The following is a 17081-nucleotide window of genomic DNA, read 5'->3' as shown; positions in this document are numbered from 1 at the left end:
ACCGTAAGTAGTGATGCTCTTTATAAGAGAGCGTGAGCATAGTTTTCTTCAACTGCTCGCCAGTTGACGACGTTCCACCACGCATCAATATATTCTGGGCGACGGTTTTGGTAGCTGATGTAATACGCGTGCTCCCACACGTCTAATGCGAGGATTGGTTCACCGCGCACATCCACTACGTCCATCAGAGGGTTGTCTTGATTACTGGTGGACGTAATGTGAATCTCACCATCTTTTACGATCAGCCATGCAAAGCCAGACCCAAAGGTATTGATGGCAGCTTGGGCAAACGCCTCTTTAAATTGCGCAAAGCTACCAAATTTATCGTTAATTGCTTGAGCAAGCGCGCCTTGAGGCTCTCCGCCACCGTTTGGTGACATGCAATTCCAATAAATGATGTGGTTGTAATAGCCGCCCCCATTATTACGTACTGCTGGACTGAGCTTAGAGATATTGTCAAAGATCTCGTCTAATGACTGAGTTTCGAGCTCGCTCCCTTCAACGGCATTTACAAACTTATCAAAGTACGTCTTGTGGTGTTTGCTGTAATGCACTTCCATGGTTTTCGCGTCGATGTACGGCTCTAGTGAATCGTACGGATAAGGCAGAGCGGGAAATGTATGTGACATAGTAAATCCTCCTTAATTGGAAAATTCACTTTAATGCTAACGATAATTATTATCAACTTTGATCTTTGTAAGGGTATTCTACGAAGCCTCACCAATTTCTAAAGTGAGGGTGGGGCTGTTAATCACTCACTCTAGAAATATGGTGCGAATTATTGTTAGTTCATCAAATTGAGACTAACAATTGATCGGTAAGGTGATACTCATGCGCAATCCGCCTAAAGGACTTCGGCTGGCTGCGATCGTGCCACTGTGCTGGCGAATGGCACTTTCGGTAATGGTTAGGCCGAGACCTGTGCCGCCAGAGTGGCGATCGCGTGCCGTGGAAACGCGATAGAACGGGCGAAAAATCGCGGCCAGTTCCTCTTCTGGTACACCTTCTCCATTATCGTCAACCGTGATACGAAGCGTATCGTCATCGGCTTTGATGTCGATTTGTACCTCATCTTTTCCGTAGTAAATAGCGTTACGAACGATATTTTCCACCGCACTCATCAGCAGTTTAGGGTTACCGGAAATATTGCGCTTAGGTAATTCTGAATAGTGTAGCTGTTTGCCCATTTGCTCTGCTTCAAACTGCGCATCTTTAATGATCTCTTCCCATAAACTTTCTAATGGCTGTGTTTCGCGAGTCATATGACTGTTCGCCTGCATGCGAGAAAGCTCTAATAGTTCGCTGATCATCTGTTCCAAGCGCTGCGCTTCGGTATCGATACGAGTCAATTCTGGGCTTTCTCCTTGTTTACGCGTCGCTAATGCGCTTGCCATGCGTAGACGAGTTAAAGGTGAGCGCAGCTCGTGAGAGATATCGGATAGCAAACGTTGTTGTCCTGAAATCATTTGATTAACCGCTTCGACCATCTGGTTGAAGCTGCTACCTGCTTGACGAAATTCCGCCGTACCTTTTTCTAAATTTGGGTCTGTGACAAATTCACCTTTCGCCACACGTTGAGCAGCGGCTTCAAGACGACGTGCAGGCTGACTCAAAGCCCAAGCAAGCCATAACAGCAATGGTGTACTAACCAGCATGACCGCAAGCAAGAGCTGGAATGGGTGATCAAACAGACGCAGGAGTAGAGGTGGTGGCTCATTCCATTTGAAGCCCACGTACATCAAGATATCGGAACCTGCCAAAGTGATAGGAATTGGGCCCGCAATCATGTATCGACCATACAGCTTCTGCTTTGGATTATTGTAATCTTCGATACTGGTGACAAAGTTTTGCATGGCACGCAATTGAAAATTGCTGCGTTTTTCTGTCGTAAGAACATTACCGCTGTAGTCAGAAAAAAAGACTCGTGGGCGAGGGTCGTGCTTGCCGTGACGGTTGCCCTCGATACGAAAAAGTATGCGGCCTAAATCTGTTTGCTGGCTGTATTTTTGTTGGATTGAGTCACGCGTTTCTACCATACGTTTGTAGTGTTCTTCTGGAATATCGCGAGCTTTGCGTGGGTCCAAATGTGGCAGTGATAGCACGGCTATCAATACTAATAACATGGTGAACCAAAAAATGGCAAAGATGCGTCCATACAGGCTATTGATGTTTGGCAGTTTGATGCGTGATAGGCGCATTAATCCTCCTCAAGCAGCATGTAGCCACGACCACGCAGGGTTTTGATTCGCGGCTTGCCATTGCTTTGATCTGGTAATTTTTTACGTAAGTTCGAGACATGCATATCGATAGCGCGATCAAAAGCAGCGAGTCGTTTACCAAGCACATCTAAGCTCAGTGTCTCTTTGGTCAGCACTTGTCCTGGGTTTTGTACGAAGTGGGTGAGTAGCGCAAACTCGGTTGCTGTGAGATCGAGTAACTGTTGCTCACAATACGCTTCTTGCTTACCGGGATAGAGGCGGATTTCTTGATACTCAATGCAATCGCTGTTTTTGGTATTTTTTTGTGTGCTGCTAGTGCGGCGTAAAATCGCGCGGATTCGCGCTAACAGCTCTCGGTCACTAAAAGGTTTTGGTAAATAATCATCCGCGCCCAGTTCCAAGCCGATCACGCGATCAATTTCTTCCCCTTTAGCGGTCAGCATCAAGACGGGAGTTTCCCAATTTTCACGTAAGCGTTTCAGCGTTTCCATGCCATTGAGTTTTGGCATCATGACATCCAACAAAATCAAATCAATCTTATCATTGATCGCGGCTAAGCCGGCTTCACCGTCATTTGCTTCGCTGACGTCAAACCCTTCGAAACTGAGTACTTCTTTTAATAAGCTAGTTAGCTCGATATCGTCATCGATTAAAAGAATGTTTGCCATGGGGGCACCTATAGTAAGTTACCGATAACCTAATATTACATTGGAATGATGCGCAACGAAGAGGAGAAAAATCACTCTTTACGATTCTTTACGCTCCCTATACGTCGCTTTACCTAGCGGGTCGTATTCTATACTCAAGCGCTGTGAGAACAGCTCAGAAGAACCACTCACCTGTGTAAGGAATCGTATTATGAAGTCTGCAAAAAAACTTGTGTTAGCTGCTGTTGTTCTACCTCTTACTCTTGGCGCCGCAAGCGCATTCGCTTACGGTGGTAAAAACCATCATAAAGGCCCTCGTGACGAATGCGGCATGGGTATGGACCGAGGTGTCATGCGTCAACTAGACCTGACTGATGCACAAAAAGATCAGCTAAAAGAAATGCGTGAAGCAAACAAAGCAGAAATGAAAGCAAAATTCGCTGATGGCAAAGAAGCACGTATGGCTGAGCGTCAAGCGCATCACGCAAAAGTACAATCGCTTTTGCTGGCGGATAACTTTGATGAAGCTCAAGCTAGCGAATTAGCAAAAGAGATGGTTGAGCGCCAAACGGAACGTCGCGTGCAAATGCTAGAAAGAAAGCACCAAATGCTTAGCGTATTAACACCTGAGCAGAAAGCGAAATTTGTTGAGCTACAAAATGAACGTATGCAAGAGTGTGGCGACAGAATGCACAAGCGCATGGAAAAGTCGCGCAATAATTAAGTCATGAATTGATGTTATATAAAGAGGCAGCCATTGGTTGCCTCTTTTTGATCTGGTTATTTCATGGTCATTCAATATACTCAACGTATGGTTTTAGTTAACTCTTTGATTATGAAACAGCAATACGCACGTTTAGTTACGACCGCCGCTTGGACTGCAACCATTGTGGCGACGCTTCTTCTGATAGTAAAAGTCATCACGTGGTGGGTAACCGGCTCAGTGAGCTTATTGGCGTCATTGATTGACTCCATGTTAGATATCGCGGCTTCGGTTGTGAATCTTGTGGTGGTTCGTTACGCCTTACAACCGGCAGACCGCGAACATGCGTTTGGACATGGTAAAGCTGAGTCCTTAGCGGCCCTAGCCCAAGCAATGTTTATTTCGGGCTCGGCAGTATTTTTGATTCTTAACGGGATTGACCGATTTTTCCGCCCGCATGCTTTACACGCACCGGAGTTAGGTGTGTATGTATCGCTGTTTGCGATTGTGGTCACACTTGGCTTGGTGATGTTCCAAAAACATGTGGTTCGCGTGACGGGGAGCCAAGCAATAGCGGCGGATTCTCTGCATTATCAGACTGACTTGTATATGAATGCTGCGATCATGGTTGCTCTGGGGCTCAGTTATTTTGGAGTGACTCAAGCGGATGCTGTGTTTGCGATTGGTATTGGTGTCTTCATTCTTTATAGCGCTTTCAAAATGGTCAGCGAAGCGATTCAAACCTTACTTGATAGAAAGTTGCCCGATGAAGAACTTGAGCAAATTAACCAAGCTTGTTTGAGCGTAAAAGGGGTATTGGGCGTGCATCAGTTACGCACGCGAATGTCCGGACCGACGCGCTTTATACAGTTGCATTTAGAGCTAGACGATAACTTACGATTAATTGAGGCGCATTACATCGCTGATAAAGTGGAAGATAATTTATTGGCTCTGTTTCCTGATGCGGACGTATTGATCCATCAAGATCCATTGTCTGTCGTTTTCGGACCTGAGAAAGAGCAGAAAGCGCAAGATTGGTAGGCTTGAAAAATCCATCAGTGCCCGACGACAAAAAGGTACTTATTGACTATCTTTCCATCAATACTTATTAAGATTCGTGATCCTGATATGAATCAACAAAGTTTCATAGAGAAACTGTAATACTCTTACATAAGTAGAAAAGTTACATAAAAAAGTGCGTTTTCATTGGTAATCCTGTAGAGGAAATGTAACATAACGCACAGTTCTGGATTATGCAGGTTGCTTGGTAACAAGGGGCCTAAAAGAAAATTAAATAATTGATTGCCAAAGATCGAGGGTGAGCATGATTAAGAAGATCGGTGTTTTAACAAGTGGCGGTGACGCACCTGGTATGAACGCTGCGATACGCGGCGTAGTACGTACAGCACTATCCGAAGGATTGGAAGTATTCGGTGTGTACGACGGCTACCTAGGCCTATACGAAGGCCGCATCGAGAAGCTAGATCGTTCTAGCGTTTCAGATGTGATCAACAAAGGTGGTACGTTCCTAGGTTCTGCACGTTTCCCTGAGTTTAAACAAGTGGAAGTTCGTGAAAAAGCGATTGAGAACCTGAAAAAACATGGTATCGATGCACTAGTGGTAATCGGTGGTGATGGTTCGTACATGGGTGCGAAGAAACTGACTGAAATGGGTTACCCATGTATCGGTCTTCCGGGCACAATCGACAACGATATCGCAGGTACTGATTACACTGTGGGCTACCTAAGTGCACTAAACACCGTTATCGATGCAATCGACCGTCTACGTGATACTTCTTCATCTCACCAACGCATTTCAATTGTAGAAATCATGGGCCGTCACTGTGGTGATTTGACTCTGATGTCTGCAATTGCGGGCGGTTGTGAATACATCATCACTCCGGAAACTGGTCTAGACAAAGACAAGCTGATCAGCAACATCCAAGATGGTATCGCTAAAGGTAAGAAACACGCGATCATCGCGCTTACTGAGCTAATGATGGATGCTAATGAACTAGCACGTGACATCGAAGCCGCGACAGGTCGTGAAACTCGTGCAACAGTACTTGGTCACATCCAACGTGGTGGTCGTCCAACTGCATTTGACCGCGTACTAGCATCTCGTATGGGTAACTACGCTGTTCACCTATTGATCGAAGGTCATGGTGGTCGTTGTGTAGGTATCGTGAAAGAGCAACTTGTTCACCACGATATCATCGACGCAATCGAAAACATGAAGCGTCCAGTACGCAACGATCTATACAAAGTTGCTGAAGAGTTGTTCTAAGCAAGCTTGAAATAGATAAACAAAACCGCGGCTTTCCGCGGTTTTTTTGTATTTGAGAATCAACAAAAAGAAACTAGCGATAGACGAGTGTTAAGACACGCTGCTCTGCTCTATGAGCGTTAATTTTCGCTCGCGCAGCGCAAACAAGTAGCCCAGTAGCCCACCCAACGTATTCCCAACCGCGATACCGATAAACAAGCCTTCAATGCTGTAGATTTGGCTCCCGATCCACGCCGATGGCAAGGTAAAAATGAACAGCCGCATAAAGCTCCACTGGAATGCACGCAATGGCTTGTGCATCGCATTCAAACCACTGACTAACATCATCACGATGCCTTGGAAGCCATAACTAAATGGCACCACCAGTAAATAATGCCAAAGCAGGTTTTTCACCGCATCTTCCTGAGAAAACAGCGCAGCCAGAGGAATGCTCAGTGGCACCATCATCAAGAAGATAAACCCTTGGAATACCACTGCAAAACGCATGCTAATAAATAAACCGGAAAAGGCTCGTTGCGGTTGTTTGGCTCCTAAATTTTGTGCCATAAACGGTGTGAGGGCAGAGGTCAGCGACATCAATACTAAAATCAATATAGACTCAATACGCTGCGCTGCGCCGTAAGCAGCAACCGCCGCTGTACCGTGGTTGGATAACAGCATCATCAGAATGGCACCGGACAACGGATTCATCGCGTTTGATAGAGCAGCAGGGGTACCAATTTTTAGTGTCTGTTGCCAGTCTTGTTTCAGCAAAGCCCATTGGGGGTGAGCAAGCAATTTTTCCCGTTTAATTAGCACATAGAATGAGCCACACAAAGCACCTAACCAGCTAAAGGCACTTGCTATGGCTGCGCCTTGAATACCAAGTTCCGGAAAAGGGCCATAACCGAAAATCAACAATGGATCGAGCATGCCATTAATCAAACCAGCCAACATCATGACTTTTGCTGGTGTTTTTGTGTCGCCAGTAGCTCGGATAGCACTGTTGCCCGCCATTGGGATCACTAGCAGAGGAATGGTGAGATACCAGACCTGCATATATTGCTCAATAAGAGGGATGAGATCATCAGACGCACCAAGAAAACGAAACAATGGCGCAATGGTGGTAAAGCCAATAGAAGACGCGATAGCCACAAGTAACACGGCTAACAACAAACCGTGGGTGGTGAACCGAGCAGCTTGTGGTGCATGACCTTGCCCAAGCAAGCGACCAATATTGGTCGATAGTCCCATCCCAATCCCCATCGTAATGCAGTTAACCGCAAAGGTGACAGGGAAGGTATAGCTGATAGCTGCTAGCGCTTGAGTGCCAAGCAACGAGATAAAAAACGTGTCCACCAAGTTAAACATCAAAATTGCGATCATGCCCATGGTCATGGGTACGGTCATTTTCCGCAGCGTTTCAGGAATGGGGGCGGTCAACAAACCATGCTTATCGGTCGCTTGGGGTTCCAGCTTGTTATTTTCCTGCATGTGTGACAACTATCTGGTGAGCAAACTGCAAGGATACAAGAAAGCGAGATGCCGAGCGAGTGAGCATTTCTAACGCAAACCGTTGCCTAGTTGTTCGTTATTTTAACTAAGTCACAAAAATTTTGTGCCACCCCCTTGGGATCGCTGCTTCGACCCCTTATATAGGGATCACGTGTCTGGGGCTACAGTCCCTAAGGACAATTATCAAATAAACATGGAAATTTTCAGGAGAGACGACCGATGAACATTCGTCCATTACATGACCGAGTTATCGTTGAACGTAAAGAAGTTGAATCTAAGTCTGCTGGTGGCATCGTTCTGACTGGTTCTGCTGCAGAAAAATCGACTCGCGGTGTTGTTCTAGCTGTGGGTAAAGGCCGCATCCTAGAAAACGGCACCGTACTGCCACTAGACGTTAAAGTCGGTGATACCGTTATCTTCGCTGAAGGTTACGGTACAAAAACTGAAAAAATCGACGGTAAAGAAGTGCTTGTCATGTCTGAAAACGACATCATGGCGATCGTTGAATAATAGCAATCATTGAGTAATTTTTTGCTCAGATTCAATTACGAAATTACACACAAAGAATTTTAGAAAGGAAATCAAAGATGGCTGCTAAAGACGTTAAATTTGGTAATGACGCACGAGTTAAAATGCTGGAAGGTGTAAACGTTCTGGCTGACGCAGTAAAAGTAACACTGGGTCCTAAAGGACGTAATGTCGTTCTAGACAAATCTTTTGGTGCACCAACTATCACGAAAGATGGTGTATCAGTAGCGCGTGAAATCGAGCTGGAAGATAAATTCCAGAACATGGGCGCACAAATGGTTAAAGAAGTTGCGTCTAAAGCAAACGACGCAGCGGGTGACGGTACAACAACAGCAACGGTACTAGCGCAATCTATCGTTAACGAAGGTCTAAAAGCAGTCGCAGCGGGCATGAACCCAATGGATCTTAAGCGTGGTATCGACAAAGCTGTTGCCGCGGCAGTTGAGCAACTAAAAGAGCTTTCTGTTGAATGTAACGACACAAAAGCGATCGCGCAGGTTGGTACTATCTCTGCAAACTCAGACGCAAGCGTAGGTAATATCATTGCAGAAGCAATGGAGCGTGTGGGTCGTGATGGCGTTATCACGGTTGAAGAAGGTCAGGCGCTACAAGACGAGTTAGACGTAGTAGAAGGTATGCAGTTCGACCGCGGTTACCTGTCTCCTTACTTCATCAACAACCAAGAATCAGGCAGTGTTGATCTAGAAAACCCATTCATTCTTCTGGTAGACAAGAAGATCTCAAACATTCGTGAGCTTCTTCCAACGCTAGAAGCTGTCGCGAAAGCATCTCGTCCACTGCTTATCATTGCAGAAGATGTAGAAGGCGAAGCGCTAGCAACATTGGTTGTGAACAACATGCGTGGCATCGTAAAAGTTGCAGCTGTGAAAGCACCTGGCTTCGGTGACCGCCGTAAAGCAATGCTACAAGACATCGCTATCCTAACTGGCGGTACTGTGATTTCTGAAGAGATCGGTCTAGAGCTAGAAAAAGTTGCACTAGAAGATCTAGGTCAAGCGAAGCGTGTTTCTATCACGAAGGAAAACACGACTATCATCGATGGTATCGGTGAAGAAGAGATGATCTCTGGCCGTGTTGCTCAGATTCGTCAACAAATCGAAGACGCAACTTCAGACTACGACAAAGAGAAACTACAAGAGCGCGTTGCTAAGCTAGCAGGCGGTGTTGCAGTAATCAAAGTTGGTGCAGCAACTGAAGTTGAAATGAAAGAGAAGAAAGACCGCGTAGAAGACGCACTACACGCGACTCGCGCAGCGGTTGAAGAAGGCGTAGTTGCTGGTGGTGGTGTTGCACTAATCCGCGCTGCATCTAAGATTGTTGACCTAGAAGGCGACAACGAAGAGCAAAACGTTGGTATCCGCGTAGCACTACGTGCAATGGAAGCGCCAATCCGTCAAATCACGAAGAACGCAGGTGACGAAGACTCAGTTGTTGCGAACAACGTGAAAGCGGGTGAAGGTAGCTACGGCTACAACGCGGCAACAGGCGAATACGGCGACATGCTAGAGATGGGTATCCTAGACCCAACTAAAGTAACTCGTAGCGCACTGCAATTCGCAGCATCAGTAGCGGGTCTAATGATCACAACTGAAGCGATGGTTACTGACCTACCGCAAAAAGACGCGCCAGCGATGCCTGACATGGGCGGCATGGGTGGCATGGGCGGTATGGGCGGTATGATGTAGTGCGACGAGAGTCGCGTAGGTAGCTAGCCGAGCGGGCTACGTCCATAGTAACCACTAATTTTATGTCGTGGTTACTATCCCACCCGCCGAAATAGCAAATAAATAAAACCCGATATTCGGGCTTAACCCAAGCCCGAATATCGGTCCTCGTAAGAGGTCCGATTTTAGGCATGGGCGAAAGTCTGTGTCCCTCGCTTTAGGCGAATGATATACGTTGAAGCAGCGCTATCAGTGTCTGTGAAGTAACGGGAATATTCGTGTCTTATTTAAGCTTGAGCCACCTACACGGTGCGAAGCTGTTTTCATTATTGTCTTAACCAATTTCATACTCGAACGGGTAAGTGATTGGACAGTGAGACCTATTGTTCAGCCAATAGTAGCCTAGGGATAGTGCATCTGCGGTAACGCGGTGTGCGGAGCTTCCTGACAATGTACCCCCACGCAAGTGGTTAATCCTTGCTGCGAAGTGAAGGTTAAGACAATCGCCAATAGCAGGTGGTTGAGGGGCTAGGCTGAGTTATATGGTTAACGTAAGTGAACTACTGATAAACACCGTCAGCCGCGACGAGCGTAACGCTATTGTCGTGACGACTAAGTATCCCTTTGGGAAGATTAGTCGCCACTAACGCTCTGACCAAAAGGTATATGGCCGGTTATCTCTTTTACATCTGGGGATACGCTGACTCATGCGCCATCGGTGGATAGGTAGAACCTAAGTAACTCGTGTAATGAAAACGGAACTCGGAAACCCCGTATCTTTGCCCCAATAGGGCAGGCATCTCGTAAGAGGCGCTGTTGAGGATGCGGGCACAGGAGAGCAGAAAAAGCGAAAGCCAACTTGTAATGAGCTGGATAGAAAGCCAACGTGCTTTCACCGGAAACGGGGCCCACGTCTGCTTGGTCTTTAATTGCGTGAAAATCAGTAAAGCCGTCAAGTTTACGGTAGTTGAAACTGTCAGAGTCCAATTGTGGGCGTTACCTTTCCTATTTGAGGATCTAGGGTACTGTCAGCAACAAGTTCAAGCCTCATAGGGTAAATCTCTGCCCTATGGGGCACAGATGCGCCTTGTGTTGCTTGTTTAACTTATCGTTAATGGAGGAAAGCAAGGTGCATACTTCAATGCAAATTGACGTATCTGCATCCTCCCACCAGACACAGCAGTGGCACAGCATCGACTGGTCACTAATGTATCGTACGGTGAGAGGGCTACAGGTACGGATCGCAAAGGCAACGAAAAAGTCTGACTGGCGACAGGTCAAAAGACTGCAACGCATGTTAACTCGTTCGTTTGCTGCCAAGGTGATAGCCATTCGGCGCGTCACTGAAAACAGAGGGAAAAACACACCGGGTGTTGATGGAGAAATCTGGAACACTCCTGCCTTGAAATGGGGAGCTATAGACCAACTGATGCGTAAAGGCTATAAGCCAAGTCCGCTGAGGCGAGTCTATATTCCTAAAGCTAATGGCAAGCGTAGGCCGCTGGGAATACCAACCATGCGTGATAGAGCAATGCAGGCACTATACCTGTTAGCTCTTGAACCCATATCGGAAACCACGGCGGATCGAAACAGCTATGGCTTTCGCCCGAATCGCTCTTGTGCTGATGCTATCGAACAATGTTTCGTGAACCTCAGTCGCAAGGCCAGTGCCCGTTGGGTACTGGAGGGTGATATCAAAGGGTGTTTTGACTTTATCAGCCATGACTGGCTTATCGCCAATATTCCTATGGATAAGGCGATACTTAAGAAATGGCTGAAAGCCGGATTCATGGAATCTGGAAAGTTTAACTCGACGGAGGCGGGTACACCGCAAGGTGGGATTATCTCACCTGTACTCGCCAATATGGCCTTAGACGGACTGGAAACGGTGCTCGAATCCCACTTCGGGAAGAAGAACACAAAAGCCAGTTACAAAACTAAGGTCAACTATGTGCGTTATGCAGATGACTTCATCGTCACTGGGATCTCGAAAGAGCTACTAGAAGATAAGGTCTTACCAATAGTTGAAGCCTTTATGGCAGAACGTGGGTTGCAATTGTCAGCAGAAAAAACGCTGATCACGCATATAGACGACGGGTTCGATTTTCTCGGGCAGAATTTGCGTAAATACGACGGCAAGATGTTGATTAAGCCGTCAAAGAAAAACGTGAAGAATTTTCTGCGCGGTATACGAGATTATCTCAACAGCCATAAAACGGTGCCAGCTTCAGCGGTGATAGCGAAGTTGAACCCGATGCTCAGAGGATGGTGCAACTACCACCGCTGGGTATGTGCGAGTGAGACATTCAAGTATATCGATTATCGTATCTGGAAAATGTTATGGCAGTGGTGTCGCCGAATCCATTTGAATCGCCGTAAACGCTGGATTAAAGAAAAATACTTTAAAACAGTGGGTGATAGAAACTGGGTATTCAGTGCACCGAAACCGAAAGGGGAAGACGGTCACTACCGCTTGCTGAGTTCAGCGAGAGTGAAAGTCGATAAACATGTGAAAATTCGGGCAACAGCGAATTGTTACCTACCGGAAGACGAGCAATATTTTGAGCGTCTGAAAATGCAAAGATTGAAGAAATCTTTGGCGGGTAACTGGAAGCTATGGAAGATTGTCGAAAGACAAGACTACAAATGTGCGGTGTGTCACCAGCAGTTTCACTCAGAAGATGAATGGGATATTCACCATATCGTCAGAAGAGTGGATGGCGGCACGGACATGAGCTCGAATTTGATGATGTTGCATATCAACTGTCATAGACAATTACATTCATCAATCTTGGAATAGGTGATGGAATCGATTGAATTATGTACAGATGCCCTATATACCATCAATGAGCAATTATGCTCATAATGGAGTAAATATATTATGGGAAAAAACCAATGGGTCGTTCAGCGTGAAGAAGGGTGGGCTGTTAGAGGTGAAGGAAACACTCGTGATACTTCCCACCACAGAACTCAGCAAGAAGCGATCGATGCCGCTAGAGAGATAGCTCGAAATCAAGAAAGTGAACTGGTCATTCAAGGGCGTGATGGGAAAATCCGTGACCGTGACTCCTATGGAAATGATCCATGTCCACCAAAAGACAAGAGCTAGTTGCTGGCTCGTACTTAAGTGCGGGTTCATAAAGGCTTGAGCCGTATGCGGGGAAACTCGCACGTACGGTTCTTAGGGGGCGGTGGCGCAGTAATGCGTCGCCGCTACCCGACAGCCAGCTTATCTCATCGCTCTAAGGAAGCCCTTATAGCGGAAAGATAACCGACCAAACCTTTAAAAGTCGAGGCAGATGCCTCGACTTTTTTATGCGTGCCACCTGAGAAACATGACGTCCTGGTGTGGCTTATCATGAAATTTTTGAGCGTAAAAAGCGCCATTTCAGAAGCAAAAAATCGAAGAGAAATATTTTTTCTTTTGAGTCAGATGGTTAAATCTGACCTATTGCTAACACTTTTTGAACGGGGACAGAGCAAAATCTGAACATTACACTATGTTGTAAATTGTTGCTTCCCATCATGGAGATGAAAATGAAAAAGCTTATGACGTCACTGGCTGTTGCAGCCGTTATCGCTTCACCTGTTGCTCTTGCTGATAGCTCACCAGTTATGTTCTCTACTATCGATAACACAAACGCACCTTCGAATTCTTCAGTTGGTGGTGTTCGTTTAGCTGTGTTGCATGGACAGGTAAATGAGGTTAAAGGTGTCGACTTTTCACTGCTTGGTATGTCAGAAACGGATCGTACGACAGGTGTGAACTTCGGTCTGTTTTTTGGCGCAGCAAAAGTAAATCAAGAAATGAAAGGCGCGTCTTTAGGCTTAGTTAACTGGAACCAAGGTCAGACGACGGGTGTTAACTTGGGTGCTGTTAACATTACGAACAACGTAAAAGGCTTGAACTGGAGCGCGGTGAACTATTCTGAAGGCTACACCATGGCGGATGTGGGCTTAGCGAGTATCTCTAAGAAGTCTAATTTCCAGTTTGGTTTCTTCAACATGACCGATCAAATCGATGGCGTGCAAATTGGTCTTTTGAACTGTGCGGATAACGGTTTCTTCAAGTGTTTCCCACTCATCAACTTTGCTAAGTAATCCCTGAGAAAGTCAGAATCTTTATATACAGAAAGCCCTCGATGTTCGTCGAGGGCTCTTTAATTACTGATGAGATGAAGTGAGTTTCTCGGAGCGTTAACTATTTAATTAATCGTGATGAAGTTTTGCGTTGTTGAATTCTTTGATGAACACCGCGGCGTAATGCTTTGATGTGGTTTTCTGCTTTATCCACACCTAACAACACGGTTAGTGTCAGGAGAGTAATAACCACCGACTGCGTTAAATAACCCAAACCTATCATCAAACCTAAACCTGCTAGCACCCATATTACAGCCGCGGATGTTACGCCATGGATTTTTCCATCAAGTGTCATCATAACGCCAGCGCCTAAGAAGCCGACGCCAGTAATGATCTGACCAAGCACTCGTGCTTGATCAAGTGTATTTGGCGATAACGACACTGCCATCGACATAAACAGGTAGGTGCCTGAAATAATTAATATTGCTGTGCGAATGCCAACCGGTTTACCACGAGTTTGGCGCTCTATACCGATCATGAGCCCATTAATGGCGCAGCATAGTAGGGCAGGCCAACTGAATGGGCCAAGATCGAAAATTTGTTCGAATGCTGTATGCATCTTGACCTCCAAAAGTGCGGAGTATGCATAGACTTACCGTGCAAAGCGAACAAAAATAATCAATCTAGACGACAAATTTAATTGAGCGTCAGAGCTTACTCTAAATGCAAATCCAACGGCGTTTTACTTGGCCTGCCACCAATTTCTCGTGTGAGTTTTGGTACCAGATAACCCGATACACGCGTGATGAGTCCGCGCATAATAGCTTTCGCTTCTTCGTCTGAAATAAAGTAGTGCGCTGCGCCTTGCACCTTATCAAGAACGTGGAGGTAATAAGGCAAGATACCCGCGTCAAATAAGGCCTCACTTAACGCCACTTGAGCTTCTACCGAATCATTCACGCCTTTCAGCAGAACGCCTTGGTTTAGAAGCGTAACGCCCGCTCTTTTGAGCTTGAACATCTGTTCAGCAAATTCGTCATTGATTTCGTTGGCATGGTTGATGTGAGTGACGAGGATGATTTGTAACCTTGATGCTTGCAGCAGTTGGCATAGTTCATCAGTGACTCGAGCTGGAATCACCACAGGTAAACGGCTATGAATACGCAGACGTTTGATGTGAGGAATATGAGCAATGTGCTCTAAAAGCCAATAAATCTCATCGTCTTTTGCCATTAATGGATCACCACCTGAGAAGATGACTTCGTTCAACTCTGGTTGTTGTGCCATGTACTCTAAGCACTTGGTCCAGGCTTGTTTCCCGCTTTTGTTCTCTTGATAAGGGAAGTGACGACGAAAACAGTAACGGCAATTTACCGCGCAGCCACCTTTGACTATCATCAGGGCGCGGTTGCGATACTTGTGTAGCAGGCCAGGGACTTCATTGTCCTGCTCTTCCAATGGATCATTGGAGTAACCCGGATGCACCTCAAATTCGTCGCTCAGTGGTAAAACCTGACGTAAAAGAGGGTCTTTAGGGTTGCCTTTCTCCATCCTATCGACAAAACTTTGCGGTACACGCTGTGCAAACAGCTTGCGCGCGGCAAACCCGTCTTGCCACGGTGAAGGATCAATTTCCAGTATTTCGAGCAATTTTGCAGGATCAGAGATCCCATTCGCCAACTGTTTGAGCCAGTTTTGCTCAACAGATTCGACTTTTCGGGTTATTATGTGCGGCATTGAATTTAGCTCTAAGAATGTAAGAGGAAAAAATGGCTACAGTTAGCACCAATGAATTTAAAGGCGGTCTTAAGTTAATGCTTGATAACGAGCCTTGTGTAATTCTGGAAAACGAATACGTTAAACCAGGTAAAGGCCAAGCGTTCAACCGTGTTAAAATTCGTAAACTTCTTTCTGGTAAAGTGCTAGAGAAAACATTCAAGTCTGGTGACACTTGTGAAGTGGCAGACGTAATGGATATCGACCTAGATTATCTATATTCAGACGGCGAATTCTACCACTTTATGAACAGTGAAACGTTTGAACAGATCGCAGCGGATGCAAAAGCGGTAGGTGAAAACGCTAAGTGGTTGGTAGAAAACAACACTTGTATGATCACTCTTTGGAACGGTAACCCAATTACTGTTACTCCACCAAACTTCGTTGAGCTAGAAGTTGTAGACACAGACCCAGGCCTGAAAGGTGATACTCAAGGTACTGGCGGTAAACCAGCGACGCTATCAACTGGCGCTGTTGTTCGTGTTCCTCTGTTCATCTCAATTGGTGAAGTGATTCGCGTAGATACTCGTACTGCTGAATACGTAGGTCGTGTGAAGTAAGCACTTTATATGATTGTTAGAAAGGTCGCTTCGGCGGCCTTTTTTATTGCCTGTGATTCTTCTCTTTTAATCCCTCTGCGTAAAACATCGATATCCTCCGCAAATTTTTGATGATTTTGTATTATTCGTAAAAATCTTATTTATTCCATGAATCTGTCGATTATTCCTTAATGTAACATTTTGATACATTAGTACTTGTTGCTGAGTTGCATAGCAATCTGATTTTTATCGATTTAACTCAGTAACAATCCAAAAAGGAGAACAAAATGGAAAGCAGAGGTTTAGGAAGGGGTTTAAAGGTGGAAGAAAGACGTCAGTTACTACATAAAGGATTAAAAGCAGCCGTATTTGGCGTACCGCTGTTGGCAATAGGCTTAACGATTAATAGCTCGGTGCTGATGACCGATGCGGGTTACAGCTACGTGCATCAGAATAATATTACTGGTGAGTTGGATGTGTTTACTGAACCTGGCATTCATTTTCGCATGCCATTTCTGTCCAAAATCACCAAGTATGACCAAGTGATCACCGTGTCATTCGGTAACAGCAAGGGCGAAGATTTTTATCAACGTCTTGATGCGATTCAGGTTCGATTTGCCGACACCTATATTGGTCAGATCCCCGTAACATTCCGCTTTAAGCTCAGTAATGACCCTGAAGCGGTGAAGAAGATGCACAAAGAGTTCCGCAACAACAGTAACTTGATCGATGCGCTGCTTGTAAAGAACGCACGTAACGTAACGGTGATTACCGCAACCCAATACACGGGTGAAGAGTTTTTCCAAGGTGGCTTGAACCAGTTCAAATCGAAACTTGGCGATCAGTTACGAGAGGGGATTTATCTAACAGAGCGACGTCAGGTTGAAGTGGAAGAGTTGGATCTTGCGCCTGTTGGGGCGAATCAAGCCAATCCGAACCAATTACAGCGCACCAATCAACTGGTATGGAAAACCGTGCCTGTCGTAGACAAAACCGGGCAACCAATTCGTCAAGACAATCCGTTACAACAATACGGTATTCAAGTGACGCAGGTGACCATTGGTGATCCACAACCAGAGAAACAGCTCGACCAATTGCTGGCGGATAAAAAGCGTTTAGTGGC

16 protein-coding genes are annotated in these 17081 nt (G+C 45.8%); 10 read left to right on the top strand and 6 right to left on the bottom strand.

The genetic code is table 11. The features are described 5' to 3' along the window. Positions 1-20 precede the first annotated feature (20 nt). From R8N28_RS19865 to R8N28_RS19855, 3 genes are all read right to left on the bottom strand, one after another. The gene (locus tag R8N28_RS19865) at positions 21-629 is read right to left on the bottom strand and encodes a superoxide dismutase (protein WP_005382382.1); all 609 of its coding nucleotides are present in this window, start codon (positions 627-629) and stop codon (positions 21-23) included. 174 nt (positions 630-803) lie between these two features. Then, positions 804-2198 carry an envelope stress sensor histidine kinase CpxA gene (cpxA, locus tag R8N28_RS19860; protein WP_005382383.1) on the bottom strand — a complete coding sequence of 465 codons (1395 nt, stop codon included), beginning with the start codon at positions 2196-2198 and terminating at the stop codon, positions 804-806. Then, entirely contained in the window at positions 2198-2887 is a 690-nt protein-coding gene (locus tag R8N28_RS19855; RefSeq protein WP_005382384.1) for a response regulator, read from the bottom strand. The genes cpxA and R8N28_RS19855 overlap by 1 nt, the downstream gene beginning before the upstream one ends. 190 nt (positions 2888-3077) lie before the next feature. On the opposite strand from R8N28_RS19855, the gene R8N28_RS19850 reads away from it, so the two are divergent. The 3 genes from R8N28_RS19850 (at position 3078) to pfkA (ending at position 5856) form a co-directional block, all read left to right on the top strand. Beyond that, positions 3078-3590 carry a CpxP family protein gene (locus R8N28_RS19850; RefSeq protein ID WP_005386388.1) on the top strand — a complete coding sequence of 171 codons (513 nt, stop codon included), beginning with the start codon at positions 3078-3080 and terminating at the stop codon, positions 3588-3590. Between the two features lie 111 nt (positions 3591-3701). Continuing rightward, positions 3702-4610 carry a CDF family cation-efflux transporter FieF gene (gene fieF, locus R8N28_RS19845; RefSeq protein ID WP_053350704.1) on the top strand — a complete coding sequence of 303 codons (909 nt, stop codon included), beginning with the start codon at positions 3702-3704 and terminating at the stop codon, positions 4608-4610. Between the two features lie 283 nt (positions 4611-4893). Continuing rightward, complete coding sequence (gene pfkA, locus R8N28_RS19840; protein ID WP_005381521.1) at positions 4894-5856, top strand: 6-phosphofructokinase; 963 nt, start codon at positions 4894-4896, stop codon at positions 5854-5856. A 90-nt stretch (positions 5857-5946) separates the two neighbouring features. Here pfkA and R8N28_RS19835 read toward each other — a convergent pair whose 3' ends face one another. Next, on the bottom strand, positions 5947-7329 hold the full coding sequence (locus tag R8N28_RS19835) for an MATE family efflux transporter (protein ID WP_065274941.1): 1383 nt from the start codon (positions 7327-7329) through the stop codon (positions 5947-5949). Between the two features lie 240 nt (positions 7330-7569). Here R8N28_RS19835 and R8N28_RS19830 point away from each other — a divergent pair, with 240 nt between their 5' ends. The 5 genes from R8N28_RS19830 (at position 7570) to R8N28_RS19810 (ending at position 13664) form a co-directional block, all read left to right on the top strand. Then, on the top strand, positions 7570-7860 hold the full coding sequence (locus tag R8N28_RS19830; protein ID WP_005381516.1) for a co-chaperone GroES: 291 nt from the start codon (positions 7570-7572) through the stop codon (positions 7858-7860). A 77-nt stretch (positions 7861-7937) separates the two neighbouring features. After that, positions 7938-9584: a chaperonin GroEL gene (gene groL, locus R8N28_RS19825; protein ID WP_065274940.1), complete on the top strand. Its 1647-nt coding sequence runs from the start codon at positions 7938-7940 to the stop codon at positions 9582-9584. A 1120-nt stretch (positions 9585-10704) separates the two neighbouring features. Further along, a complete protein-coding gene (ltrA, locus tag R8N28_RS19820) occupies positions 10705-12363 on the top strand; it encodes a group II intron reverse transcriptase/maturase (RefSeq protein ID WP_225497137.1) in 1659 nt (552 codons plus the stop codon). A gap of 78 nt (positions 12364-12441) precedes the next feature. Further along, on the top strand, positions 12442-12672 hold the full coding sequence (locus R8N28_RS19815) for a DUF2188 domain-containing protein (RefSeq protein WP_225497148.1): 231 nt from the start codon (positions 12442-12444) through the stop codon (positions 12670-12672). A 428-nt stretch (positions 12673-13100) separates the two neighbouring features. Further along, positions 13101-13664: a VC2662 family protein gene (locus R8N28_RS19810; protein ID WP_065274939.1), complete on the top strand. Its 564-nt coding sequence runs from the start codon at positions 13101-13103 to the stop codon at positions 13662-13664. Positions 13665-13764: 100 nt separating this feature from the next. Here the strand turns inward: R8N28_RS19810 and R8N28_RS19805 are convergent, their stop codons facing one another. Together R8N28_RS19805 and epmB are read right to left on the bottom strand one after the other, a co-directional pair. After that, positions 13765-14262, bottom strand: coding sequence for an MgtC/SapB family protein (locus tag R8N28_RS19805; protein WP_005381504.1), 498 nt, complete (start codon positions 14260-14262; stop codon positions 13765-13767). A gap of 95 nt (positions 14263-14357) precedes the next feature. Beyond that, entirely contained in the window at positions 14358-15380 is a 1023-nt protein-coding gene (epmB, locus tag R8N28_RS19800; protein ID WP_065274938.1) for an EF-P beta-lysylation protein EpmB, read from the bottom strand. Positions 15381-15412: 32 nt separating this feature from the next. Between epmB and efp the strand changes: the two genes are divergently transcribed. After that, positions 15413-15979, top strand: coding sequence for an elongation factor P (gene efp, locus R8N28_RS19795; RefSeq protein WP_005381500.1), 567 nt, complete (start codon positions 15413-15415; stop codon positions 15977-15979). Positions 15980-16245: 266 nt separating this feature from the next. Beyond that, a partial coding sequence (locus R8N28_RS19790; protein ID WP_318183401.1) for an SPFH domain-containing protein occupies positions 16246-17081 on the top strand: 836 nt, incomplete at its 3' end.

This window comes from Vibrio sp. Vb1554 (assembly GCF_033344235.1).
The sequence above is the reverse complement of the archived record's forward strand: the minus strand, read 5'-3'. Positions and strand labels throughout refer to the sequence as shown.